Here is a 25,843-nt window from a genome sequence, read left to right as displayed (position 1 = left end):
TATCTAGCGCTACTTTATGAAATTGGTATAACATCATGTATGAATGCAACCGGAATTGATATCAATTCCTCACTACGAACCTTTTTTGTTGCGATCGCAGACAGAACATGACAACGCACCCAAAATCAGCAACGCCCTTATTTTAAATCCAACAATCCGCTAGTTTTCAACTTGGGATTAAACCGGATTTCTTCAGTTACACCGCGAGCTTTGAGCAGCGATAAAATTTCATTTTCCACCCGGCGCGCTACATTTTTTAACAATTTATCTTTGGCAAGTTCATCGGCAACAATACCTTCATAATTTGCCACTTCTTGGGCAGTCATCACAGTTTTGGTGTCGATGGGATCGTTCCACTTGGCTGCACCGGCACCGTTACCCTCCGGCTGCGAGCCGTTTTCAGCAATCCAACTCGATCGGATGTTTTCGAGTATAGTGCGGTTTGGTCGATCGATAATTTGGACTTTCAGCCAGTAGCAATATTCGGTTTGGCGTACCAAATGCTGTTTCAGGCTGAGGTAAGTATCGCGAGAATAGCCGACAAATTGCAGAATTTTATCGCTGTCAAAAATCGCATAAACGCCAATTTTTCCCTGGACAAAATCGGGCAATTTTCCCTCGGAGTCAATGTATGGAATGAATTCTAAGCTAGCGAGAGGCTGAATGTCTTCTGTCATCCGATTTTAGATTTTAGATTTTAGATTTTAGATTAAACCACAAATTAACCGACCTTTACCTAACTCTTAAAAACGCGATAAACTGCACAGAGGCGGCTGGGTTTAAATATTTTGGCTTGAAACATGAAATTGGGCGGGACGTTGACGATCGCAAAATCCCTCGATTGGTGATACTGTTCAAATTCCGCAGGCATTCCCTTCGGCGTGTCGCTGCTGTAGGGCACTGGCTGAAAAAGTAACTCCGCAAACTCAAGGCGCGAACACTGTAATTGCAGCGCTATTTGTTGGAGAAAGCTTTCACCAGTCAACAAACCGAACAGTAGAGCTTTAGCATCCGGTTCGAGGACAAAACTGTTATCGTAGCTTTCAATAATCTTGAGACCCATTTTCTATATACTCCTGACAGACACCGGCGCATTCTGAATTTTACCCGAAAGCGGCGATCGGCAGAAGGTCAGTTAAAATATCACAGTCTCGAATTTTTAAGAAATAGCCCGGATTTATTTGCCGATCGCTTTTATCATGTCCGTATCGAAAACGAATCGTCTACCAGACAACGACTACAAGTCTATGCAGAAAATCGAAAACGCATCACTCCCAGCTTTTAGAATTTTCCCAAACCAGCCGGATTGGCTAGAATTGGCAGAATACGCCTCTATTGCCGGTTCAGCGATTGGCACGATTGCTGCGGGATTGTCGGGCCAAATTCTCTACGCGGCAGCCCCCTTAACCGCAGCGATATCGCTGAATATAGCCAATCGCCAGCGTTTTGAGCAACAAATGCAACAAAAGGCAAATTCGGCCCTCGCGGAGGTACAGGCTGCAGCAGCAGGTCGATCGCAGCAAGTTCAGTTGCTACCTGGAGAACCAGCAGAACTTTACACGGCAGTATCCGACTTGAAACAAAAAATCCTCAGTTTGGAATCGAGTGCTATCAGCGACTTGCAAGCAGCCGTAGCATCCCTGGAACGAGCGCAGGCGCTACCTGCTGATTCTCAGGAGCTCTACACCATCCTGTCGGATTTGCGAGAAAAACTCCGCATCTTGGAAAATAGCGCCCTCAGAGAGGATGATTGGCAAAATGTCAACGTCCGATTTTTATTGATGGACGAAAAGTTAACTGAGGTGAGAACTATTACAGCTCAGTTGCAGGAGCGATCGAGCGATGTAGAATTGAATGAAATCCAAGATTCTCTGAAGCAATTGCAGCATTTGCTCGATCGACCGACAATAGACGCAGGGGCAATGCAAACCGAGATTAAGCATTTGCACGAGCAAGTTTCCGAGTTGCAGCGACAAAATCAAGAAATTGTCAAGCCTTATTTGCAGCGTCTGACTCGCGCCGTCAAGAAACTCAGTCAGTAGTCAGCAGTCATTAGTCATTAGTCAGTAGTCAGTAATCAGTAGTCAGTAGTCAGTAGTCAGTAGTTATTAGTTATTGGTTATTGGTTATTGGTTATTGGTTATTGGTTATTGGTTATTGGTTATTGGTTATTGGTTATTGGTTATTGGTTATTGGTTATTGGTTATTGGTTATTGGTTATTGGTTATTGGTTATTGGTTATTGGTTATTGGTTATTGGTTATTGGTTACTTGCTACGAATTCCCCATTTCTAATTCTCAATTCCCAATTCTCAATTCCCAATTCTCAATTCCCAATAACAACTAACAACTAACAGTCAACAGTCAACAGTCAACACTCCTCAGTCATTACCATGACTAAATATTTGCCAAGCTTGCCAGAAAACATAAATCGATAGAATTGCCAAGAGCGATCGAAAAGCTAAACTAATAATGCGATCGGGCAATCTCGGCAAAAACCGCGTACTGATTTGCGCCCCCAACAAACCGCCGCCGCCCAGAATCAACCCCACAACCCACAAAACATTCCCGCGCGCCGCGTGTCCCGCCGTCGCCGAAATAGCAGTGATGACGATGACACCCAAGCTGGTTTGAATGGCAGTTTTAATGCTTTCTCCTAACAGCAAAATTTGCAGGGGAACCATAATCACGCCACCGCCTACCCCGAACAAACCCGCTAATAAACCTGCCGCACTGCCGGTAGCAATTTTAGCAAAAGCTGGATTGCTTAAAATATTTGAATTATTGGGTAATTGGGAATTGGGGATTGGGGATTGGGGATTGGTTGCCGCTTTCGCGATCGGATCGTCTTCCCCTTTTCCTTCGCCTTTTCCATTCGCTGTTATGTGCTTGCGAACCTCAATTAAATAAATATTTAACCACAATAACAATCCAAAAGAAACTAACAATAAATAAGGCGGAAATATCCCCGCCCAATAAGCACCGATTTGTGCTGTAATGACGGCTGGAAGACCGATGCCAGCGACTTTGCTCATGCTGAGGTAGCCCATGCGCCTATTCTGGATGCTGCCAGAAATAGCTGTAATGGCGATCGACAAACCGCTAGTAGCAACCGCTTGCACCGGGGCGTAATTGAGAGCCACCAACAAAGGCACCAGCACCGTACCGCCACCGATACCCAAAAAACCCGCTAAAATTCCGGCAAAAAGTCCAGATGCAACTAAAATCAATAATTCACTAATAGTCATTAGTTATTAGTCAGTAGTCAGTGGTCAGTAGTTAGTAGTTATTAGTCAGTAGTCAGTAGTCAGTGGTCAGTAGTTAGTAGTTAGTAGTTAGTAGTCAGTAGTCAACAGTCAACAGTCAACAGTTAACAGTCAACAGTTAACAGTCAACAGTTAACAGTTAACAGTCAACAGTCAACAGTTAAATTTCAAGAATCATTAGTTGTGCCGTCGGGCATAATTGCCCGCCTCAAATCTGTATCGCGTAAGTTAGTTCGATTCAGATTAGCATCAATCAAAACCGCTTCCACCAAAACAGCCCCGCTAAAATTAGACCAGCACAGCTTCGCCCGGTACAAATTAGCACCGCTCAAATTAGCCTCGCGCAGGGTTGACCAACTCACATTGGCAACTCTCAAATTAGCATTGCTCAGATTAGCATTGCTCAGATTACATCCAACCATCGTTACTTCGCGCAAGTCTGCACCAGTCAAGTTAGCCCCGCTGAGCATTGCTCCGCTCAAAATTGCCTTAGTTAAGTTAGCTCTTTCTAACAGCGCATCGCTGAGGATGGCATTTGTCAGGTTTACCGCTTTGAGAGTTGACCAACTCAAATTGGCCTTCATCAAATTAATGCGAATCATGCTAGCGTCGGTTAAGTTGGCCGCAAACAAATTCGCTTCGGTAAAGTTGGCTTCCGTCAAATTAGCTTCAGTCAAATTAGCCTTGGTCATGTTGACTTCTTTCGCCATTGAGCCGCGCAGGTTGGCTCCCATCAGGTTTGCCCCGCTGAGATTGGCGCAGCTCAAATCGGTACCGATCAGATTTGCCTCGGTGAGGTTGGCTTCCGTCATGTCCACCCCTGCCAATTTCACCTCGCGCAAGTTCGCTCCCGTCAGGTTAGCGCCCTTGAGATTTGCATCTTGGAAATTCGCTCTGGTAAAATTAGCCTCGCTAAGGTTTACCCCTTTTAAGTCGGCTCCGGCGAGGTTAATCTCTCGAAAAATTCTTTCTCCGGCCGCATATTGCCTCAGAATTCGATCGGCCTCCATGTCATTCGCCTCGCAATTTTTTTCAAACGTTAGAGTGATGGGTGTTACCACATCATCCCAGATAACCACGGTATTCACGCCACACGGTGCAGTATCGGCAGAATCTTTGCACTCTGCTTTCCTGGCACTGCTGTGCGAATCTATTCTAGATGGCCTCACAAATGTCAGCGCTTCTGAGAGAATCAAAAATAGGGTAAAGATATCAGCAGTCAGCAGTCAATACCATTTTTGATTTTCCATTGGCGATTAGAGATGCGAATGACTGACTGGATATAGGTTTGGGACTTGTATGCAGTTGCATTAGAACTCTTGCAAAATACAGTACACCCCGCCCCAACCCTCCCCGCGAGTTCGGGGAGGGGGCAAGATTATTCTTGTTTCCCCCCTTAATCAGGGGAGGGTTGGGGGTGAAATTGACTTTTGCAACATATATATTGTTTTGGGAAACTGGTATGAGAACAACTGACGGCTGACTGTTTTTCCCACCACTGACAAAGGATGTTTGAGAATGCCTGAAAATTTGAGAAGCCAAGCTGTGACTGGAGGCGTACAGCGCGCGCCCAACCGAGCAATGCTGCGGGCTGTCGGTTTTGGCGACGGCGATTTCACTAAGCCCATTGTGGGAATTGCCAACGGCTACAGCACGATTACGCCCTGCAATATGGGATTGAACGACCTGGCTTTGCGGGCTATTGCCAGCGCAAAAGAAGCCGGCGCGATGCCGCAGATGTTCGGTACGATTACGATCAGCGACGGGATCTCGATGGGAACTGAAGGGATGAAATATTCTCTGGTGTCGAGAGACGTGATTGCTGATTCGATAGAAACGGTTTGCAACGGCCAAAGTATGGACGGTGTGCTGGCTGTGGGCGGCTGCGACAAGAATATGCCGGGGGCGATGATTGCGATCGCCCGGATGAACATTCCTGCTATTTTTGTTTACGGCGGCACCATCAAACCCGGACACCACAACGGAAAAGATTTAACCGTTGTCAGCGCTTTTGAAGCAGTCGGTCAATTCAGCGCCGGCAAAATTGACGAAGCAGAACTCAATGCAGTGGAACAAAAAGCTTGTCCCGGTGCCGGTTCCTGCGGCGGAATGTACACGGCAAATACGATGTCGAGCGCTTTTGAAGCGATGGGCATGAGTTTGCCCTATTCTTCGACAATGGCTGCTGAGGATGCCGAAAAAGCTGACAGCGCTGCCGAATCGGCAAAAGTTGTGGTGGAAGCGATTCGCCAACAGTTGTTGCCGAGCCAAATTTTGACACGCAAGGCCTTTGAAAATGCGATCGCGGTAATTATGGCGATCGGCGGTTCAACCAACGCTGTGCTGCATTTATTGGCCATTTCCAATGCGATCGGCGTTGAACTCTCCCTGGACGATTTTGAAACAATTCGAGCCAAAGTGCCCGTGCTGTGCGACCTCAAACCAAGCGGCAAATATGTAGCAACCGACTTGCACAAAGCCGGCGGCATTCCTCTAGTAATGAAAATGCTGCTAGAACAGGGTTTGCTCCACGGCGATGCCCTAACAATTAGCGGCAAAACAGTTGCTGAAGTGTTGGCAGATATTCCTAGCGAACCTCGAACCGACCAAGACGTAATTCGCCCTTGGAACAACCCGATGTACGCCGAAGGACATTTAGCAATTCTCAAGGGAAATCTGGCAACAGAAGGAGCCGTCGCTAAAATTACAGGCATTAAAAAATCGCAAATCACCGGCCCGGCGCGAGTATTTGAATCCGAAGAAAATTGTTTGGATGCAATTCTCGCCGGCAAAATTCAAGCCGGAGACGTGATTGTAGTCCGCTACGAAGGGCCAAAAGGCGGGCCGGGAATGCGCGAAATGTTAGCACCAACTTCGGCAATTATTGGCGCAGGTTTGGGCGATTCTGTGGGTTTAATTACTGACGGCCGCTTCTCTGGCGGGACTTACGGCATGGTTGTCGGTCACGTTGCACCAGAGGCGCAAGTTGGAGGCACAATTGCTTTAGTAAAAGAGGGCGATTCAATTACGATAGATGCTAAGAATCGGTTGTTGCAGCTCAATGTTGCTGATGCAGAATTAGAGCAGCGCCGAGCAGCTTGGCAAGCTCCTCAACCTCGCTATACTAAGGGCGTTTTGGCTAAATACGCTAAGTTGGTTTCTTCTAGCAGTCTCGGTGCTGTGACTGATTTGGGTTTGGGTTAATTTGGAGTTTTTGTAACCGCAGATGAAGGCAGATATCTGCGGTTACAAAAATCCTAAATTAACTGCGCTGATTCAAAAAGCGGCTAGCCATCGACATGGCATCAGTAATATCTACGTCGCCGTCTCCATCGGCATCTAAAAACGTATTCAATACGGGATTTTGGCCTTGGGCTGAATTTTGAGCGTTGCCGCCGGTTTGCAGCAAATTCAGCAGGATCGGCACTAAAACAGGTATCATTGCTTGCACTGTTGTGTTATTTAAACCGGTTCTTTGGGCGATATCGGCGATTATTTGCGTTAGTTGACCGGCTCCAAACAAACTCTGTACTGCTTGCGGATTAGGATTTGTGCCGCTAAATTGGTTGACAAGTTGTTGAGCTTGTGCTTCTCCAGATTGCGATCGCACGTCTTGCAATGCCGATCGCACGTATCCGCCCAAAACCGACATCGCTAGCTGAGTCGTACCCGCATCCACGCCCTGGTTGCCGCTCAACTGCTCTACCGCACCGATAATGTTGCCCAACTGATTGGAACTTGCTTGTTGGTTGGGATTGTCGATCGCGTTCAAAATTTGGTCAAATAGTCCCATAATTTTCGCTCCTTGCTGTATTTGTTCCACTCTAGATTAACCGATCGCCAATTGCCAAATTCCCCATTACAGAACTTATATCAAGTTCGGGTAATTACTTATAATATTCAACCGAGACGGCTTGACTAAATTGTTGGTTTTAGGCAATTATTGACAGCTTAACCCAATTCCCAATAACTAATGACTGCTATAGAACCCATTTGATATCTATTCTAAATCTCAGAAACCGGGTTTCTATCTATATTTCTCGTCACCCAACCCAAAAACTCCAAGAATACCCGGTTTCTCGCCCCTTGCGTAAATCTCAGAAACCAGTTTCTCTCTATATTTCTCGTCACCCAACCCAAAAACTCAAAGATGTCAAATGGGTTCTATAGCAATTCTTGCAGGAGTCGTAATTTTCTTACTTCCTCCCCCAACCCTCCCCGCGGGTTCGGGGAGGAAGTAAGAAATTTTCAAATAATTTAGGATTGCTATAGCAATATTAAATCATTTGAAAATTTCTACGCAAGCAAGATGCTTATACTAAAAATATTCGAGTCTAAATCGATTTTACTGCTGATTTACGGCTGCCATAAATAATGACTAATGACTGTTAACTGTTGACTGTTAACTGTTGACTGTTAACTGTTGACTGTTAACTGTTGACTGTTAGTTGTTATTGGGAATTGAGAATTGGGATCTAGCGTTGCGGAGGGATTGGGAAGTCGTAGCAAGTAACCAATAACCAATAACCAATAACCAATAACTAATAACAACTAACAACTACTGACTACTGACTACTGACTACTGACTACTGACTACTGACTACTGACTACTGACTACTGACTACTGACTACTGACTACTGACTACTGACTGCTAATGTTTAATTGGCAGGGCGATCGCAAATTCCGTCCCCGTTCCCATCTCCGACCAACAGTTAATCGTCCCGCCGTGTTTATTGACAATAATTTCGCGGCCGATTGCCAATCCCAAACCAGTACCTACACCCCTCGGTTTAGTTGTAAAGAACGTTTCAAACATTCTTTCTTGACTGGCCGCAGGTATCCCCGTACCGTTATCGGAAATTCGCACTACCACTGAGTCGTCGTCCAAGTATTCTGTAGTGATTAAAATTTTCGGTGAAAAACTAGATTTTTCTGATTTTTTCGACTCCGAACCAAATTTTTTATTCGCCTCTTCATAGCTAATTCTTTCAACTTTTGCTTTTTCTTCTACAGCATCTAGTGCATTGCCGATCAGGTTGACAAACACCTGGTAAAGTAAACCCATGTAGCCTTCAATTTTGGGAATATCCCCGTAATTTCGCACCACTTCAACGCCCTGTTTGACTCGGCTGTTGAGAATCAGCAAACTGCTATCTATGCAGGCGTGCAAATCGACTGGCTGAGGCGCTGCATCGTCGAGGCGAGAAAAATCTTTCAAACTCAAGATAATGGCTTTGGCTCTTTCCGCACCCACTTGCATTGAGTTAAATATTTTCATCAAATCTTCTTGAAGAAAATCGATGTCTATGGCTTCTGCTTTGGCGGTGACTGCAGCAGGCGGGTTGGGTATTTCTGTTTCGTAAGTTTTGAGCAAATCTAAAAGGTCTTCAACGTAAGTTTTTGCCGGATCGATGTTGGCATAGATAAAATTGATTGGGTTGTTAACTTCGTGTGCAACACCGGCCAGCATCCGCCCCAAAGTTGCCATTTTCTCGTTTTGAAGTATCTGAATTTCTTGCTCGGATTTCAATTCTACTAGCAGGTGATTTACTTTCTGAATCAGTTGGTTGAACGAAGCTGCTAATACTCCCACTTCATCGGTGCTGGTAACTGGTACTTGCAACTGAAAATTAGATTCTTCGGTGACTCGCTGCGCTATTTTGGTGACAGCGGCGAGGGGTTTGGCGATCGCCCTACTGGTAAAGCTCGCCAGCAGTGCTGCAATTACGATCGACAGTGCCATGCTACCAAAAATTATTTGCACTCGCAGTGTCTGCGCTCGCAGCAGGGCTTCCCGTGCTGCATTTTCTTGCTCTTGGGCGCGATCGATAATTGCTCCTAAATCATTAGTCGCCCTCTCTAATTTCAACCCAAGTTTATCTCGATCGAAATTCAACAGCAACTTGCGTCTAACACTTTTTTGATCTGGAGATTTGGGCAGTTTACTGATTTGAGCGTTAACGGTTTCTAGCTGTTGAATGTAATTTGACAGCAGCGAATTATATTTTTTGATAAAACCCTGTAAACCTGCTGCCTGTTCCATCTCTTTCTGACTTGTAACTTCAGATAGCGACAACTTCAAACTGTAGATATTCTTTTGTAGCTGTTGGTATTTGCTGTCAAAACTTTCGGGCTGTTCTATCCCGTCAATCAATCGCTGTTGGCTGTTTTGCGTCCGCAGCAAAGCCACCTGCAACTTATTTAAAAGCTGACTTTCTCGATCGATGTGTAGTTGATTGTTAGTTCTGCGATAGTAATGATTCCCCGCCAGCATCCCGATAGTCGTGCCCCCAATCGCAACACAAAGAGCCAATGCGTAGCCGCGGCTGATTTTGTCGCTAATACTGAGGTTTCCGAAGGAGCGGGCTATTTGAGCAAAATAATTAAGCTTTAGTAGGTGGCTCTGTTTGATTTTATACTGGAAAGATGTAGGAAGTTCTTGTGAAACCTGTTTGTGATGTTTGAGCTGCATAGATGCGAACCTGTGAATAATTCACGCACTGATAATTAAGTCTAACTTAACTCGCGGATGTTTAGAGAGTACCTCATCGATACTTAATATAAAGTTTTTGTGAATAAAGACGCTCTTAGCCTGCCTAATAAACCCGGTTTCTCGTTTCCGCTTTCGGAGCTTCCAGGAGGCACTGGCGTTAAAAAACCTGGTTTCTGTGTACTTAATGTCAGATTTGTTTGTTAATAAAAAAGTATTGCTAAACTGCCGATCGAATAAATTACCGTATAAATAAGTAGGTAGATGCAAATAAACCAGTCTGCGGTTCAAGCAGGTGATAAGCTGTAGCTAAGTTATCGTGCAAGCTACAATTGCAGCAAGAGGGCGTTAGCGAAGCCCTCGAAGAGGATCGCACTTGTCTGTCCCGCTGGCACTCAAACCCCGCAAATCTCCCCCACTCCCCGGACAAGCAGAATCGGGATTTGCGGGCTCGCGCAGTACGATCGAACGCTTCGTCATACCATTTTAGATTTGAGATTTTAGGTTTTAGATTGGGAATGACTGATGACTATCGGGGTTTGCGGCTTGCCTACAGTTGCATTCTTTTTTTTAACTCGTAAGCTGTCGCGCATTTAATTTGTAAGCTACTGTTTACTTAAACTCTGGTGGCGCGGGGAGGAGGTAGAAATTCAGCAATAAAAATGGCGTAAGGCTCGCTCGTGCGCCGCCAGGGAAAGTCGCGCAGGTTTTGGGATGCCCAAACGCCAAGCTGATAGCGGAACCAATCAAGGTTTGCAGATTCTTTGCCAAGGGCAGCGTTTTCGGATTGGGCAGTTGCGTCTGTCGCAATGCTTGTTTGCTTTCTCATGACAAATCAATTAAGCTTTTTCCATTGTTGTGAGAGGAGGTACGGAGCCACTCTAAAAATTCTCTATCTAGCGTCTCGACTTCTTTCAAGCGCTGCAAATCTTCTCTTTGTTTCGCCATTTCTCGAACCGAAAATGGGTGGTTGTCAATTTCTTTGGTTAGTTCTGCATACGGCTTTTCTTGCCAACCTTTAGGGTCTTTCGATTCCTCTATCCTATCGAGAAACTCAAAAAGGGTTTCTTTTACAGCTCGCGCTACCGCAATAGCGTCCTGTGGGGTTGGCTCGAGACAAAGCTCGAGGGTAATGCCGATTGCGCTGGCGGCGTGCTGTGCCTCAGGACAGTAGGATGATTGAGAAACGTCATCTGCGTCTGGAACAGCATCTATACAATTCTTTATTAATTGACTAATTTCCGTCACATTCAGTGGCTTACCTTGGAGTATTTGCCAAACTTCATCCAGCGCAGTTCTCAGTATAGTAAAATCACCCCAGCCTTCCTCTCTGGCAAAAGCGCTGTAGTTGGGAAGCAGCCTCTCGCAACAAGAAGCGGCAAACGCTATCCTGTGAAAGGGAGGAAGTTCTTCCAGTTCTTTTTGCAAGGTATTAAAATCGTGAAAGTTTAAATTCATGGAATTTGTGGATTAGTTGCGTGATTTTTGGTTAAACGGCACTGCAAGCGCTTCGGCATTTTTTGCAACTCTAAGGCTTTTTACTTAATTACCAAAAAGTAAAACTTACCTTCGAGAAAGTTTAGGGTTGTCCCCCAATCCAACCCCACCCTGAATCAATCCGGCAGGAGAACCCGCGATCGAGGTTCAATCTAAATGCCAAATAGCTTATCACTTCCGAATTCTCATGAAAATGTAAGAATCAAAGTATAACCCTTTTATTTGCCGCCCCCTCATGCCTTTGCCGCGCCTGTTAACCTTAATTGCTGCTTTCTGCCTCACCCTGGGGCTGATTATTGGCCTGATAAGTTCCTTGACAGGGCTTTACAGTCAAGTTGCGCTGTCTGCTTCTCCGTTGCTGGCTAATTTGCTGATTTTCCTAATAATTATACTTTTGGGAACGCTAATTTTTGCGCTGTTTTATTATTTTAAGCTGCTGCAACGGCCGGGAAAAGTTAAGGGGAAACGGGCGATTAATCCGAAGGTTCCTGTTGTCAAAAGTGAGGCTGCTTCGGAAAATCTTCAAGCAATTAGGCAGCAAGTCGATCGCATTCAAGATGAAGTAGCGCGGCAAGCTTTGCTGTTGAGAGCCCGCGAAATTGAAGCTAACATGGCCCGCGGCAATGTTCGGATCGTGGTTTTCGGCACCGGTTCTGCAGGCAAAACTTCGGCTGTCAATGCGTTGGTGGGACGGATGGCGGGAGAGGTGGGCGCGCCGATGGGAACTACCGAAGTTGGAGAAACTTACACTCTTTCATTGAAAGGAATCGATCGCGAATTAGCAATTACTGATACCCCAGGCATCTTGGAAGCGGGAGTAGCGGGGACTTACAGAGAGGAATTGGCACGTCAGTTGGCGGCCCGGGCAGATTTGATCTTATTTGTTTTGGACGGCGATTTGCGCCAATCTGAGTACGAACCGCTGCGGACTTTGGCAGAAATTGGCAAAAGGTCGATCGTGGTTTTTAATAAAGTTGACCTTTATCCCGACAGCGACAGAGACGAAATTCTCGATCGGCTGCGACAGCGAGTCAAAGGTTTTGTATCAGCAATGGATGTAGTTGCAATTAGCGCCAACCCGCAAAAAGTTGTACTAGAAAGCGGCACAATATTTCAACCAGACCCAGATATGATGCCATTAATTCGGCGCATCGCAGCAATTTTGCGAGCCGAAGGCGAAGACTTAATTGCCGACAATATTTTGTTGCAATCTCAGCACTTGGGAGACCAAGCGCGCAAGTTAATTGACGCTCAAAGACGGCGCGCCGCTGATAAAGTAGTAGAGCGATTTCAGTGGATCGGAGCCGGAGTAATTGCCGTCACGCCTTTGCCGGTTGTGGATTTGTTGGCGACAGCAGCAGTTAACGCTCAAATGGTAGTAGAAATTGCCAAGATTTACGGCTGCGAATTAAATATCGATCGCGCCAAAGAATTGGCATTGTCTTTAGCAAAAACCCTAGCAAGTTTGGGCATAGTTGAAGGCGTAATTCAAGTAGTGTCAAGGGCGCTGCAGTTAAGCGTAGCCGGATTTGTGCTCGGCAAAGCAATTCAAGCAGTCAGCGCCGCTTATTTAACCAGAATTGCCGGTAAAAGTTTTATTGAATATTTCCGCCACGACCAAGATTGGGGCGACGGCGGCATCGCCGAAGTTGTGCAAAGGCAGTTTCAGTTAAATCGGAAAGACGAGTTTGTCAAAGCATTTGTCAAAGATGCGATCGCTCGCGTTGTCGAACCTCTCAATATTTATCAGCAACAAGAATCGGAACCCGAATTAGAAATGCCAGCAGAAGTGGAACCAGAACTATTGTACAAGCAGCAAGGCGATGATTGGGAAATCAACAGCAACAAGCGCCAAGATGACTGGTAATATCGTTTCCGCTTGCATTGGAATTATTTAACCACAGAGAGCACAGAGTACACAGAGGGAGAGAATATATATCTGATACCGTTTTTCTAAAGATGTGCTATAGATGAACTCTTAGCCCCCCCGAAATCGCGGGGGGGTTGGGGGGGTAATATCTAGCGTTACTTTATGAAATTGGTATGAATCATTCCGATGCTACCGGATTTGATATAAAACGTAAATCCTGCAGGGGCGGGTTCACTAACAATCTTTGATTCAGACAAACAATCTACATCAACCCGCCCCCACCACGCGACAGAATTCGATCGCGCGTGCGGAATGCGAGTCCGCTCTATAATGCAGTATTAATTCAACTTAATATTTGTTTGAATTTAGAATTTATGCCCTGGTGCGTCGAAATCTGGTTTGTTCGCGAAAATATTTTATTGCAGCAGGTCAAAAAGAGCAAAAATAATAAATTTTTGAGGGCGGGAGTACACCGTCAATTGAAATTTATCCTAATTTTTTAGGCACGGGGAAAGCTTTGGTTAAAACTTGATATTTCGGGAAAATTCGATCGCCCTCCGCGTAGATTTATCGGCAAGTTGATGCACTGCTAGCGACCAGTTTTAAAACTAAAAAGCACCCACCAGTCTGACGGCTGCTGCAATTTGTACTGCACTCAAAGACGAGGGGGACAGTTGACAGCGGTAATTTTCCTTAATTTTTGACTGTAGCCGGATTCAAAAGTGCGATCGACCTCGCGGGAGATTGAGAAATCAGCGTGATTTTTTAATCAGATGTTCTGGGAGTCTCCGGTGCCGCATTTTATTAAGAAATTTTACAATAATTTAACACGTTGGGGAGAATTCGGGGCGACTCAAGTCAAACTGTGCAATTAGCGATCGGATCGAACATAATTTTGATAAGATTTAATACTCACCAAAAATTGGCTATTGTCCGTCGGGGTAAAAACAATGAGCGATCGACCAATCATTCTCGGTATTGTCGGAGACAGCGCAGCGGGAAAAACCACCCTGACGCGGGGAATTGCCCAAGTATTGGGGCCAGAAAATGTCACGATAATTTGCACGGACGACTATCATAAGTACGACAGAAAGCAGCGGGCCGAAATTGGGATCACAGCACTGCATCCCGACTGCAATTACCTAGACATCATGCAGCAGCACCTGGGCCTGCTGCGAACCGGACAAGCAATTCTCAAACCTATTTACAACCACGACTCAGGTACATTCGATCCGCCCGAATACATCAAGCCCAGCAAATTTGTAATAGTTGAAGGTTTGCTGGGTTACTCAACTCGTGCAATCCGCGATGCTTACGATGTAAAAGTGTATCTCGCTCCCCCAGAAGAGTTGCGAACTCAGTGGAAAGTTAAGCGCGATACTATGAAGCGCGGTTATACCGAAGAACAGGTGCTTGCAGAAATGAAAAAGCGGGAAAATGATTCGGAAGATTTTATTCGTCCCCAGCGCAAGTTTGCCGATGTTGTAGTTAGTTTTTACCTACCCGAAGAGGACAACGCAGTAAATTTGAACGTCCGCTTAGTGCTGAGACCGACAATTCCTCACCCGGATTTTACTGAAATTTTAGCTCAAGGTAGCGATAGCTTTAAACCTGCCATTCGTTTGGGACTCGATCGCGATATGGGCAAACCGGTTGACGTGTTGGAAGTAGACTCCCACGCTACTAACGAACAAGTAAACGAACTGGAAAAGATTTTGTGCAACGAAATGCCGCACCTGCGGGGTTTTTGCAGCGCCCAAGGCAACCCGGAAATTGGCAAACTAATCGGGACAACTGGCGAATTTCTGCAAAGTTACCCCCTAGCTTTGACGCAGTTGCTAGTTTCATATCACATGATGAAAGCAATCCATTTGTATTAGTTAGTGGGTGGTTGGTTGGTTGTTATTTGTTATTTGTTGTTTGTTATTTTTTTGCTGTTGGCTCTAATTCCGAATTGCCAATTACCGCTAACTACTGCCAACTAACTACTGCCAACTAACTAATGACTAATGACTAATGTACTAACAAATTCAGCTTAAAATTCGCTAATTGCTGAAGCTGCATTGACAATGGCAATTGACTTTGAGGTGCGGGTAACATTTCGCCTCGGAAGTCTAGGGCGGTAACGAGTAGCAGGTAGGCAACTGCTAAGACTATAGAAATCACGCCGGTGATAATAGCAATAATTTTTGAACGTTCCATATTCAGTAAAAATCAATGGCAGGTAATATTAGTTTAACATTAAAAAGAGCAATTCAGTAAATCCACCTAATTCAATATAGAATACGGGCTATTAAAAAACTTGTTGTGTGTATCTTTTTCTGCCTTCTGCCTTCTGCCTTCTTCCTTCTTCCTTCTTCATTCCTTCTGCCTTCTTCCTTCTGCCTTCTTCCTTCTTCCTTCTATCCTTTACATCCGTTACATCCGTTACATCCGTGGAGCGAATCCGTTGCCGAACTTCCTTCTTCCTTCTTCCTTCTATCCGTTACATCCGTTACATCCGTGGAGCGAATCCGTTGCCGAACTTCCTTCTTCCTTCTATCCTTTACATCCGTTACATCCGTTACATCCGTGGAGCGAATCCGTTGCCGAACTTCCTTCTTCGTGATGACTAATGACTCTCTGTTATGCAATAGAATATAATCAGATACTGCTTATTTAGATGACGAAAATGGAACCTCTTATAGATGCGCCAACTTCCACCGAGATGCCCGGAGCTACCCCAGTGGTGGAAATATTTAATCTGGGGAAGTTCTACCGTACCGGCTTCTGGATGAACGAAAAAATAGAATCGCTCAAAAGTTGCACTCTGACTGTCTCTGAGGGGGAAACTTTCGGGTTGTTAGGGCAGAATGGAGCGGGGAAAACTACGCTGCTGAAGGCTTTGCTGGGGATAGTGCGGCCGACTTCTGGCAGGGGGCTGCTGTTGGGGAGGCCTTTGGGCGATCGCAACGTGAAGCGGCGAGTCGGTTATTTGCCAGAAAATCCCTACTTTTACGATTATCTCACGGGCTGGGAATTCTTGCAGTTTGCGGCGGGCTTGTTTGAAATTCCCCGCTCGATTCAGCGGCAGCGAATTCCGCATTTGTTAGACTTAGTTGGGCTATCTCAATCGGCGGCAATCAAAAAACAGTTGCGCCAGTATTCTAAGGGAATGCTGCAACGGATCGGCATGGCTCAAGCTTTGATTAACAATCCAGATGTGGTATTTTTGGATGAGCCGATGTCTGGTTTAGATCCGATGGGGCGCTATCAGATGCGGGAGATAATTTTATCGCTAAAAAATCAAGGAAAAACGATTTTTTTTAATTCGCACGTACTGTCGGATGTGGAGAAGATTTGCGATCGGGTGGCAATTTTGGCTCGCGGTGAGTTAATCTGCATTGGTGCGATCGACGAACTTCTGGGAAATACTAAAACTTACCGGGTTGAAGGTAGGGGCGGCCACTTGAATATCCTGCAAAAATGGATACCGGATATGGAGGTAGATCGTGATTTGTGGTACGGTCATTTGCAGGGCGAACCGAAGGAGTTTATTTCTAGTCTGAGCGCGACGGGAGGGCAGCTAATTGGGATGAATTTGGCTAAGCCTTCTTTGGAAGAGTTTTTTATGCAGCAACTGCAAGAAAGAGGAATTTATTCGAGCAGTTGAAGTTGATAATATCGGCGGTTGAAAATCGGTAGTTGAAACCCCACGGTGGAAAATGGGCGGTTGAAACCCCGCGGTTGAAACCAAGAAACCCGGCGGTTGAAACCGCGTCTATACAAACGATGTCCGCGCAACGCGAGACTATATAAACGGGCTCTTCGGCCCGTTCCACGGCACATCTAAAAACCCCGGCGGTTGAAACCAGGTTTACACAAACAAAGTCCGCGCAACGCGAGACTAAGAAAACGGGCTCTTCGGCCCGTTCCACAAGAGTTTAATTTTCTTGTGGGGTGGGCATCTTGCCCGCCCCTGAAAGGCTAATGTTTTTTACCTCTGTTAACAATGGCAACTGTAGATTTGCACACACCAACTCTGCACAATTCCACTGCCGCAAATACTCATATACTTCACAAATAATTGCATTTGCCGTATCTAATTTTTCTGCTTTGGAGGCATGAAAATGCGCTCTGATTAATGGCTGAATATCCTCGATCTCTTGCCATTTCGATTTTGGTTTGAGGGGAATGCTCATATAATTATAAGCTTGGCTGTGGGCTGTACAGATTAAGGATTGTCGAGGATTGTGAAATGATTTCTCTGGCTGTCAGCTAGGTTGGACGGTGCATCTGGTGACGGTGCATCGGTTGGGCGATCGGGCATACAGCTTATCTGCTCTTGGCAGCAATGTAAAGTTTTGTAACAAAACAAGGCGATCTGCATAAAAAGCAGAGGAAAGCCCTGATAGATATTTAGGAAAGCTTGCTAGGCGGGCTTTGCTGGATTTTACGCAACTATATTTTTGAGGAGATGGGATTATGGCGAATATTAGCTTAGGGCAGACGATTGACGGAAGTTTGAGCAGCACCGATCCTCAAAACCATCAAAGATTAGGTATAGCGAGAAATCCTGTTGACGGAATTGGGCTACAAGTTAAAAACTTTATTAGGCGTTGATTTTACTGCTCTAAGAGTTTTGCTTCAGTTAAACGATTGGTGGAGATTTTCTTCAAATATCAACTTTTAAATTCTCCTGACTTCAAAAAGTATGATGCTTTTGCCAAACTGATTTAGAGTCGCTATGTTCACGCAAGTAATAGTTAGATTCAAAAAAAAAACCTCTTCGAGCAAGCTTTCTTGCTGCAAAATTACTGAGTTTAATTTAAACAATCTTAAGCTCAATTAAAGCAACTGACAAAGTTGCAAGTCCATAATTTCCCATTTTCCAAATAGCTAAAGGTAGATCATGTCACACAAAATCTCTGAAACTCAGAAAGCGATCGCATTTATCGATACTGCTGTCCCAGACTGGAAAACTCTAGTTGACGGCGTTACCGCTGGAACAGAAGTAATCTTGCTGGATTCTAACTGCAACGGGGTAGAACAAATTGCTCAAAAACTGCGGGGCGGTAACTTCTGGGCAGTTCACGTTGTATCCCACGGCGCTGTCGGTTCTCTGCAACTCGGCAATACGGTGTTGACTTTGGATACATTGAGCGCTTCCACTCCAACCAATATCATAAACGAAGAAAACCGGGGTGTAGTGTCTCTTTCCCCCTCCCGAAATTGCGACTTTGTGATGTGGGTAAAGGAATGGGCAAAAGGGCTGGCAAGTAATGCTGAGATTCTTCTGTATGGCTGCAACGTAGCAAAGGGAGATTTGGGTGCTGCTTTCGCACAGCGGTTGAGTCAGCTAACAGGGGCTAATGTGGCAGCTTCTACGAGTCTGACGGGTAGTGCTAATAAAGGCGGCGATTGGGAATTGGGATATACAACTGGGGCGATGGAGGCATCTTTGGCGTTTGGGCCACAGGTGCAAGAGGCTTACCAAGGAATTTTGGCGATTAAAGTCACTTACGATACACTCTTTCCTCCAGAAGCTAAAAATGCGTTTGATTACGCAGTTAATATCTGGAATCGAGTAATTGACACCTCAAAAGTAGACGTAGTAATTAACGCAACTTGGGAAACTGTAACTGGTTTTTTGGCAAAAGGAGGAGGCTCTAGCACAGCAAACTTTACGGGCGCACCGTTAACAAATACTACTTATCGAATGGCGTTAGCCAACCAATTAGCCGGCACGGATTTAAATGGAAGTGCCCCTGATATTACCGTCAGTGTTAACAACAATCCCAGCGCTAGTTCGCCGGGAATTTCTTGGTACTTTGGAACCGATGCAAATCCCGGTGCTAATCAAACGGATTTGGTTAGCACGCTCCTCCATGAAATTGCTCACGGAATGGGATTTGCTGACTCTTTTGTGTACAATACAGGCAATCAACAGGGCAGTTTGTCTAGTACCAGTAACTATCCCAGAATCTATGACAGATTTATCGAGAATAGTTCAGGTCAAAAAATTACTGACACAGCGCTGTTTCCCGTGCCTTCTGTCGCACTAGGAAACCAGCTAATCAGCAATAACCTGTTCTTCAATGGCCCGAAATCTGTTGCAGCAAATGGCAGCAGCAAACTTAAAGTTTACGCACCTAACATTTTTAACGACGGTGCAAGCATCGCTCACCTAGACGAAGCCACCTATGGAGATGGCACTAATTCGTTGATGACAAACGTTCGAGGTTTGGGAGTTGCTATCCATGACCCTGGGCCTCTTACACTTGGCGTACTGGAAGATATAGGTTGGAAATTAAATGCTGACTTGGGTGTAACTCTGACGGTGGACAATCCTGCACCCAAAGAAGGGGATGTCATTACCTACACTGTCAGTGCAAAAAATGTGGGATTAGGTAATGATGCTGCCAATATCAAGTTGACAAGTTTGTTACCTACAACTCTCAGTCTTACAAGCAACACTCAAACCCAAGGCACTTACGATCCTGTAACAGGTGTTTGGGATGTGGGCAAGTTAGCGGTTAATGGTACTACCTCGTTAACTCTCAAAGCTACAGTCAATCCTGGTAGTGGTGGGCAAACTATTAGTAACACAGTCGCGATCGCTTCTGCCGATCGCAATGACCCTGATATTACGAACAATAATGCGAAAGTTGACATCGCTGTAGCTGCAACTCCAACAACTCCGACTCCAACAACTCCGACTCCAACAACTCCGACTCCAACCACTCCGACTCCAACCACTCCGACTCCAACCACTCCGACTCCAACCACTCCGACTCCAACCACTCCGACTCCAACCACTCCGACTCCAACAACTCCGACTCCAACCACTCCGACTCCAACAACTCCGACTCCAACCACTCCGACTCCAACCACTCCGACTCCAACCACTCCGACTCCAACAACTCCGACTCCAACCACTCCGACTCCAACAACTCCGACTCCAACCACTCCGACTCCAACAACTCCGACTCCAACCACTCCGACTCCAACCACTCCGACTCCAACAACTCCGACTCCAACAACTCCGACTCCGACTCCAACCACTCCGACTCCGACTCCAACAACTCCGACTCCGACTCCAATTCCAATAACTCCAACAACTCCGACTCCAACTCCAACTCCAACAACTCCGACTCCGACTCCGACTCCAACAACTCCGACTCCAACAACTCCAACTCCAACCCCAACTCCTGCACCGTTAGTATCTATCTTTTCACCCAAACCCAATGCCACAGACGGCGGCGAACCGACGGGACTGCCACAAAATCTTAGCGGGCCTGGATTTTACTTCTTCACAGACAATGCTGATACTGTTATACCGCCAGAGGCGATCGGTAAAGCAATCGTAGCCCTATCCGGCAATGACTCTTTAACAGGTACGAATAACGATGAAATCTTCAGTGGTAATCAAGGTGCTGATACACTTAACGGACTGGGTGGCAACGACATTTTGTTGGGCGGAAAAGGCTCCGATAGCATTGATGGCGGTGCTGGTAACGACTTTCTCAGCGGCAATAACGACAATGACAGCCTAATAGGAGGAGATGGCAATGATGTTATGCGGGGCGGTAAGGGAAATGATACTCTCAATGGCGGTGCGGGCAACGATATACTCATAGGCGATCGCGGCCAAGACATTCTCACAGGCGGTGATGGAAATGATGCTTTCTTCTTGGCTGTAGATGAAGATTCTACTCGGATTAATCAAACAGATGTGATTGCGGACTTCCGCCCTGGAGATTCAATTGGTTTGAGCGAAGGACTCACATTTTCTGCTCTGACTTTTGAGCGTGTGAATTTGCAGCTTGACGGCGCAGCACCTGTGGCTTCTACGGCTATCAAAGCGGGTGATAATTATTTGGGTATAGTCTCTGGGGTAGCTCGAGATGCCCTGAATGCTAGCGTTTTCTTCAAAGCCTAGGGCGATCGCACGGACTGGATCGAGGCATCTGTGCAATTGGGTTCGGCAGCCAGGGCTGGGGTTTCTAGCTATCCTACATGGGTAATTGGTGGTCGAACCCATAACGGTATGATGTCTATTCAACAACTAGCCAACATAAGAATAAGTATTGCAGGACTTGTGCGATCCGACTAAGAAACCGGGTTTTTACCGAATCTTTGGGCTTCGGCGAATTGTTTTCGCAAAAACCCGGTTTCTGAGCCCTATTCGTAAGTCATAATACAGATAAATCGCGTTTTTATCCCTCCCCATCCATTCCGTTTATCTGCAGTTGCTAAAAAGGGCGATCGCCCTTAACGACAAAAAGTGCGCTCGCCCTTAAAATCAGCACAGACAAACAACATCTAATTTGTTATAATTAAGTAAAACTCAACCAACCGAGTTTTACCAAACTTTATAATAGCTGAAAAATATGTTTTGGACTCTGAAAAACTTAATCAGCACAGATACCCAAGGACACCTAAGTTTAAACCTCGAACCCAAATCAACAGAATATCGCGTTCTCGTCAACGAAGCCGGACAAATTCTATTAGACCCAATAACCAACATACCCGATCGCGAACAGTGGTTGTGGCAAAACCCCCAAGCATTAGCCGCCGTTAAGTGCGGCGTCGCACAAGCAGCTAAAGGTGAAGTACATAATTTGGGTGACTTTTCGGAATATGCCGATCGGGATTTAAGCGTGATAAACGATCGTAAAATTAAGTCAAAGTAGTGAAAGCTAACTCGCATAAATGACAGACGAAACTCGACGAGAAATAGCGAGGCGACTAGCTAGAGAACTAGCATCAAGGACTGTCATCTCACCCATAACACCCGGACAAGGCTTTCAAACTTTTGGTGAATTTAAAAGAACGATCTGGGTGGCAGGAGCGGGGTTAGCGTGGCATCATATAGTTGGGCAAACAGCATCAAATTTACAGAGATTCGGGGCAGAAGCAATACACAATACAGGCAATCTTGTGCGACTCGAACACGGTACGGGGTCAATTCATCAGGAAATTACCAATTTCTACAACTCCCTCCAACCTGAACTCACAGGTACGGATACTCTAACCGTGAGAGGGTGGCTCAGCACTCAATCTTTTGCAGAACAACAAGACTTTGGCATTAGAGTTATTATAGCTTTCGGAGGAACAGTTTAATGCTGACTCTAGATATTCAATCAATCCTCAATTCTATTCCCAATGAAATTAGCTGGCAAGACATCGTACAGTTTGAAAAACTAGACGATCGCGTTAGCATTGCTAATGACCTTTGTGCTAACATTATTGGTGTCAATGAAAGTACGATCGAATTGTGTCCTAATGAAAATCCTCCCGATCGTTTAGAACAACTGGTTTGGTGGTGGGTTGTGCGTCCAGATTTAGGAGCGGCGATTGCCAAAGAAGCTCCTCAAGAACTCAAAAATATTATCAGTCAATACATTCTGCAAAATTGACAAAAACCAGCGCTCGTCTGTGGTTCAAAAAAGTGCGATCGCCCTTTACGACAAAAAGCGCGATCGCCCCTTTCAATTCCTAACCAGAAATCACCTGATTCAGCAAATGAGCCTGAGACCCTTCAAGACGGGGCCCGTGAATCTGCACCACCATAGAAGCCAAATAATTGCCCCAACGAGCCGCTTTTGCAGAACTTAAACCATTAGTAAGTCCAAACAAAACACCGCCGGCAAAAGCATCACCAGCACCCACAGTATCGATCGCCTTTACGGGAAATCCAGCCACATCCACAATCTGTTTGTTCTCCACCACCATGCAGCCCTTATCCCCATTTGTGATCAAAGCCAAATCCGAAATCTCGCTCATCTTCCGGGCGCATTCTTCTAAAGATTCCTCCTTAAAAAAGCTCCGAACCTCGTCAGCATTGCAAAAAATCACATCGCAATATTCCGAAACCACCTTGTGAAAATCATCAGCAAATCGATCGACCAAAAAGCCATCCGAAAAAGTAAAAGCCACCTTCACGCCCAGACGCTTAGACTGTTCCATCGTCTCAATACTAGCCTTTCTCGGTTCTGGAGCATCCCAAAGATAGCCCTCAACATAACTGTACTTGCAGTGAGACAGGCGATCGACATCAATATCAGTCGCCGCCAGAGTAGTAGAAACCCCCAAATTCGTACACAGAGTGCGTTCCGCATCAGGCGTAGTCAACACGACACAAGTACCCGTCGGCCCGTTAGACTCAGCAGGATGCACATTAAAATCAATCCCCGCCTCCAGTAAATCTTGCCGGTAAAATTCGCCGTTAGTATCCTTAGCAACCTTCCCAGAATAATAGCCTTTACCGCCGCTCTGAGCCAAACCAATCATCGTATTTGCCGCAGAACCCCCCGATCGCATTTGCAGCGAAACCTGCTCCAAATCGTGCAAAATCCCCCCCTGCGTTGCCGAATCCATCAGCGTCATCCCGCCGCGATTCAGCCCGTGCTTGAGGACAAATTCATCTTCCACCAATGCTAAGATGTCTACAAGGGCATTGCCCACGCCAAACACATCCACAGAACCGGAATTTTGATTATTTTCTGTCATTGTTACTTTTTGGTTTACACTAACTATCAACTCTATAATAAATCGGATAAAAGTCAACATCCAAAATTCAAAATTAAAAATCATAAATCCAAAAAACTAAACCCACAATCCACAAATCACAAATTTCTAATCCACAATCTAAAATCTAATATCTAAAATCCACAATCTAAAATCTAAAATTTAAAATCGATATGTCTTACCTCCCACCTCTGATTCAGCAAATGTTGCAGCCGGGGTTTTACCCGCACAGTGTCACAGAACCGGTGCAGCTAATTCAGACTCATGCTTCCTTTGTTTTGCTAACCGGAGATTATACTTACAAAATCAAAAAGCCAGTCAACTTTGGCTTTATGGACTATTCCACTTTAGAGAAAAGGCAGCATTTTTGCACCCAAGAATTGCTGATGAACCGGCGCACAGCACCGGAAATTTATCTGGAAGTTTTGTCAATTGTTCAAAGGGGCGATTTGTTTGAATTTGTGAGCGATTCAGCGGAGATAAATCCGGCAGAATTGGCTGTAGAATACGCGCTGAAAATGCGGGAATTTCCTCAAGAGTCGCTGTTTCTCAGTTTGTTGGAGCGCGGACAGTTGAGCGAACAACTTATGGTAGAGTTAGGGCGGGAAGTTGCCAAGTTTCACAGCACGGCAATTACTAATAGCTACATTCGCACATTTGGCGAAGTCAGTCAGATTCGCACAGCAATAGATAACAACTATCTGATTTCCCAAAAATATATCGGCGGGCCGCAGACTCAGACTCAATATCAAGAGACTAAAGATTATACTGATGCGTTTTTTGCGGAAAATCCAGAATTATTCGAGCGCCGAATTGCCAACAATAAAATTCGCGAGTGTCACGGAGATTTGCACTTGCGGAATATAACATTGTGGCAAGATAAAATATTGCTATTCGACTGCATTGAATTTAACGAGCCTTTTCGCTTTGTTGATGTGATGTACGATGTCGCTTTTACGGTGATGGATTTGGAATCGCGGGGGCGCAGAGATTTAGGCAATGTTTTTCTCAATACTTATATCGAACAAACAGGCGATTGGGAAGGACTGCAAGTGCTGCCGCTGTATTTAAGCCGTCAAGCTTATGTCAGAGCAAAAGTCACTTCGTTAATGTTGGACGATGCCTCGGTTTCAACTGCCCAAAAAGCCGAGATTTCACAGACAGCCGCTCATTACTATAAACAGGCTTGGGAATACACAAAACTGCGCCGGGGAAAGTTAACTTTGATGTCTGGTTTGTCGGGTTCTGGGAAGAGTACGGTGGCTCGATATTTGGCTCGCCGCACAGGTGCAATTCAGATTCGTTCCGATGCTGTTCGCAAACATTTAGGCGGAATTCCTTTAAATGAACGCGGCGGGCAAGATTTGTATTCGGATGAAATGACGGCGCAGACTTATGGTAGATTGTTAGAGTTGGGGATAATTCTGGCCGAACGAGGTTGGGATGTGATTTTAGATGCTAAGTTCGATCGCCAAAACTTGAGAACCGATGCGATTAATCTGGCTCAATCCCACGGCTTATCCTGGCAAATTATTTACTGCACCGCACCAATTGCTGTATTGCGAGAACGGCTGCAACAGCGCCGGGGCGATATTGCCGACGCGACAGCAGAACTATTGATCTCGCAGCAAGCAGAAGCAGAACCTTTTACAGAATTTGAGCAAATTTCTGTAAACATTATAGATACCGCGCAAGACTTAGAGGTACAATTAAACTTGATTTGTGGGGAGTAGTTGCAGTGCGATCGCCCTTGCCAATCTTACCTATCTGCTAATATTGTCAATATCTTTCTGTACTATTACAAACACAACTTGCAGCTAATGCCAAAATTTACCGGAGACTCCAAGGGGTTTAGCCCCGCGCTGATATGGTTTGTGTTATTTACCGTTGGGTTTCGCTTAGTCGGATGTACCCTGCCGGTGAGTCTCGGCCTTGGTGTCCTCGGCGGGGTAGCAGCAGGTTTAACAGTCGCTTGGTGGCACAACGAATTACTACTCAACCCCAATACAGGTTCTAAGGATAAAACCTCGGACGCTATACTCAAGAAAGAAGTAGTGGAAACGGGCGGTAATAGATATATCAAAAGCTCCAGGCGCGAAGCTACTTCACTGTTTGATTGGCTGTCGAAAACAGAAGACCGCCGCTAGCACCTAAAAAAGTTTTTAGTATGGAGTTTTGAGCTTTAAGTTAAAGTGTTCAAAATTCGGC

At 45.5% G+C, this 25,843-nt stretch carries 25 protein-coding genes; 12 read left to right on the top strand and 13 right to left on the bottom strand.

The features are described 5' to 3' along the window. Window positions 1-137 precede the first annotated feature (137 nt). Together AACV78_RS25740 and AACV78_RS25735 are read right to left on the bottom strand one after the other, a co-directional pair. Complete coding sequence (locus AACV78_RS25740; protein ID WP_194013121.1) at window positions 138-677, bottom strand: GIY-YIG nuclease family protein; 540 nt, start codon at window positions 675-677, stop codon at window positions 138-140. Window positions 678-736: 59 nt separating this feature from the next. Beyond that, window positions 737-1,063 carry a hypothetical protein gene (locus AACV78_RS25735; RefSeq protein WP_194013122.1) on the bottom strand — a complete coding sequence of 109 codons (327 nt, stop codon included), beginning with the start codon at window positions 1,061-1,063 and terminating at the stop codon, window positions 737-739. A 136-nt stretch (window positions 1,064-1,199) separates the two neighbouring features. Here AACV78_RS25735 and AACV78_RS25730 point away from each other — a divergent pair, with 136 nt between their 5' ends. Then, window positions 1,200-2,042, top strand: coding sequence for a hypothetical protein (locus AACV78_RS25730; RefSeq protein ID WP_228042455.1), 843 nt, complete (start codon window positions 1,200-1,202; stop codon window positions 2,040-2,042). A gap of 338 nt (window positions 2,043-2,380) precedes the next feature. Here AACV78_RS25730 and AACV78_RS25725 read toward each other — a convergent pair whose 3' ends face one another. Together AACV78_RS25725 and AACV78_RS25720 are read right to left on the bottom strand one after the other, a co-directional pair. Beyond that, a complete protein-coding gene (locus AACV78_RS25725) occupies window positions 2,381-3,247 on the bottom strand; it encodes a sulfite exporter TauE/SafE family protein (RefSeq protein WP_194010906.1) in 867 nt (288 codons plus the stop codon). 185 nt (window positions 3,248-3,432) lie between these two features. Beyond that, window positions 3,433-4,275, bottom strand: coding sequence for a pentapeptide repeat-containing protein (locus AACV78_RS25720; RefSeq protein ID WP_194010907.1), 843 nt, complete (start codon window positions 4,273-4,275; stop codon window positions 3,433-3,435). A 508-nt stretch (window positions 4,276-4,783) separates the two neighbouring features. Here AACV78_RS25720 and ilvD point away from each other — a divergent pair. Then, window positions 4,784-6,469, top strand: coding sequence for a dihydroxy-acid dehydratase (gene ilvD, locus AACV78_RS25715; RefSeq protein WP_194010905.1), 1,686 nt, complete (start codon window positions 4,784-4,786; stop codon window positions 6,467-6,469). A gap of 58 nt (window positions 6,470-6,527) precedes the next feature. Here ilvD and AACV78_RS25710 read toward each other — a convergent pair whose 3' ends face one another. The 5 genes from AACV78_RS25710 to AACV78_RS25690 all read right to left on the bottom strand — a co-directional run bounded on the left by AACV78_RS25710 (window position 6,528) and on the right by AACV78_RS25690 (window position 11,214). Continuing rightward, a complete protein-coding gene (locus AACV78_RS25710) occupies window positions 6,528-7,058 on the bottom strand; it encodes a DUF937 domain-containing protein (protein WP_194010904.1) in 531 nt (176 codons plus the stop codon). An 859-nt stretch (window positions 7,059-7,917) separates the two neighbouring features. Further along, entirely contained in the window at window positions 7,918-9,738 is a 1,821-nt protein-coding gene (locus tag AACV78_RS25705; RefSeq protein ID WP_194010903.1) for a sensor histidine kinase, read from the bottom strand. 366 nt (window positions 9,739-10,104) lie between these two features. Beyond that, entirely contained in the window at window positions 10,105-10,236 is a 132-nt protein-coding gene (locus AACV78_RS25700; RefSeq protein WP_255512978.1) for a hypothetical protein, read from the bottom strand. Window positions 10,237-10,372: 136 nt separating this feature from the next. Next, complete coding sequence (locus tag AACV78_RS25695) at window positions 10,373-10,585, bottom strand: hypothetical protein (protein ID WP_228042454.1); 213 nt, start codon at window positions 10,583-10,585, stop codon at window positions 10,373-10,375. Continuing rightward, on the bottom strand, window positions 10,582-11,214 hold the full coding sequence (locus tag AACV78_RS25690) for a DUF416 family protein (protein WP_194010902.1): 633 nt from the start codon (window positions 11,212-11,214) through the stop codon (window positions 10,582-10,584). The genes AACV78_RS25695 and AACV78_RS25690 overlap by 4 nt, the downstream gene beginning before the upstream one ends. 274 nt (window positions 11,215-11,488) lie before the next feature. Here AACV78_RS25690 and AACV78_RS25685 point away from each other — a divergent pair, with 274 nt between their 5' ends. Together AACV78_RS25685 and AACV78_RS25680 are read left to right on the top strand one after the other, a co-directional pair. After that, window positions 11,489-13,120, top strand: coding sequence for a YcjF family protein (locus AACV78_RS25685; protein WP_194010901.1), 1,632 nt, complete (start codon window positions 11,489-11,491; stop codon window positions 13,118-13,120). A gap of 953 nt (window positions 13,121-14,073) precedes the next feature. Continuing rightward, window positions 14,074-15,003, top strand: a complete 930-nt coding sequence (locus AACV78_RS25680; RefSeq protein WP_194010900.1) for a phosphoribulokinase — start codon at window positions 14,074-14,076, stop codon at window positions 15,001-15,003. 133 nt (window positions 15,004-15,136) lie between these two features. Here the strand turns inward: AACV78_RS25680 and AACV78_RS25675 are convergent, their stop codons facing one another. Together AACV78_RS25675 and AACV78_RS25670 are read right to left on the bottom strand one after the other, a co-directional pair. Then, a complete protein-coding gene (locus tag AACV78_RS25675; protein ID WP_194010899.1) occupies window positions 15,137-15,325 on the bottom strand; it encodes a hypothetical protein in 189 nt (62 codons plus the stop codon). A gap of 200 nt (window positions 15,326-15,525) precedes the next feature. Further along, the gene (locus tag AACV78_RS25670) at window positions 15,526-15,756 is read right to left on the bottom strand and encodes a hypothetical protein (RefSeq protein ID WP_194010908.1); all 231 of its coding nucleotides are present in this window, start codon (window positions 15,754-15,756) and stop codon (window positions 15,526-15,528) included. Between the two features lie 38 nt (window positions 15,757-15,794). On the opposite strand from AACV78_RS25670, the gene AACV78_RS25665 reads away from it, so the two are divergent. Next, window positions 15,795-16,775, top strand: coding sequence for an ABC transporter ATP-binding protein (locus AACV78_RS25665; protein ID WP_194010898.1), 981 nt, complete (start codon window positions 15,795-15,797; stop codon window positions 16,773-16,775). A gap of 271 nt (window positions 16,776-17,046) precedes the next feature. On the opposite strand, the gene AACV78_RS25660 is transcribed toward AACV78_RS25665, so the two are convergent. Then, complete coding sequence (locus tag AACV78_RS25660) at window positions 17,047-17,304, bottom strand: hypothetical protein (protein WP_194074346.1); 258 nt, start codon at window positions 17,302-17,304, stop codon at window positions 17,047-17,049. 283 nt (window positions 17,305-17,587) lie between these two features. Here AACV78_RS25660 and AACV78_RS25655 point away from each other — a divergent pair, with 283 nt between their 5' ends. The 5 genes from AACV78_RS25655 to AACV78_RS25635 all read left to right on the top strand — a co-directional run bounded on the left by AACV78_RS25655 (window position 17,588) and on the right by AACV78_RS25635 (window position 22,524). Next, window positions 17,588-17,725, top strand: a complete 138-nt coding sequence (locus AACV78_RS25655; protein ID WP_194010897.1) for a hypothetical protein — start codon at window positions 17,588-17,590, stop codon at window positions 17,723-17,725. A 289-nt stretch (window positions 17,726-18,014) separates the two neighbouring features. Beyond that, a complete protein-coding gene (locus AACV78_RS25650; protein WP_194010896.1) occupies window positions 18,015-21,044 on the top strand; it encodes a DUF4347 domain-containing protein in 3,030 nt (1,009 codons plus the stop codon). Between the two features lie 451 nt (window positions 21,045-21,495). Next, window positions 21,496-21,798: a hypothetical protein gene (locus tag AACV78_RS25645; RefSeq protein ID WP_194010895.1), complete on the top strand. Its 303-nt coding sequence runs from the start codon at window positions 21,496-21,498 to the stop codon at window positions 21,796-21,798. A gap of 19 nt (window positions 21,799-21,817) precedes the next feature. After that, window positions 21,818-22,228: a hypothetical protein gene (locus AACV78_RS25640; RefSeq protein WP_194010894.1), complete on the top strand. Its 411-nt coding sequence runs from the start codon at window positions 21,818-21,820 to the stop codon at window positions 22,226-22,228. After that, complete coding sequence (locus AACV78_RS25635; RefSeq protein ID WP_194010893.1) at window positions 22,228-22,524, top strand: hypothetical protein; 297 nt, start codon at window positions 22,228-22,230, stop codon at window positions 22,522-22,524. Before AACV78_RS25640 ends, AACV78_RS25635 begins: the two co-directional genes overlap by 1 nt. A gap of 79 nt (window positions 22,525-22,603) precedes the next feature. On the opposite strand, the gene AACV78_RS25630 is transcribed toward AACV78_RS25635, so the two are convergent. After that, a complete protein-coding gene (locus tag AACV78_RS25630; RefSeq protein ID WP_194010891.1) occupies window positions 22,604-23,617 on the bottom strand; it encodes an adenosine kinase in 1,014 nt (337 codons plus the stop codon). 191 nt (window positions 23,618-23,808) lie between these two features. Between AACV78_RS25630 and AACV78_RS25625 the strand changes: the two genes are divergently transcribed. Together AACV78_RS25625 and AACV78_RS25620 are read left to right on the top strand one after the other, a co-directional pair. Continuing rightward, entirely contained in the window at window positions 23,809-25,368 is a 1,560-nt protein-coding gene (locus AACV78_RS25625) for a bifunctional aminoglycoside phosphotransferase/ATP-binding protein (protein ID WP_194010890.1), read from the top strand. Between the two features lie 87 nt (window positions 25,369-25,455). After that, window positions 25,456-25,782, top strand: coding sequence for a hypothetical protein (locus AACV78_RS25620; RefSeq protein ID WP_194010889.1), 327 nt, complete (start codon window positions 25,456-25,458; stop codon window positions 25,780-25,782). Window positions 25,783-25,843 lie beyond the last annotated feature (61 nt).

This window comes from Tychonema sp. LEGE 07196 (assembly GCF_963890365.1).
Taxonomy (GTDB): domain Bacteria; phylum Cyanobacteriota; class Cyanobacteriia; order Cyanobacteriales; family Microcoleaceae; genus Microcoleus.
Note: the sequence above shows the minus strand (reverse complement) of the source record. Positions and strands in the feature narration are given on the sequence as shown.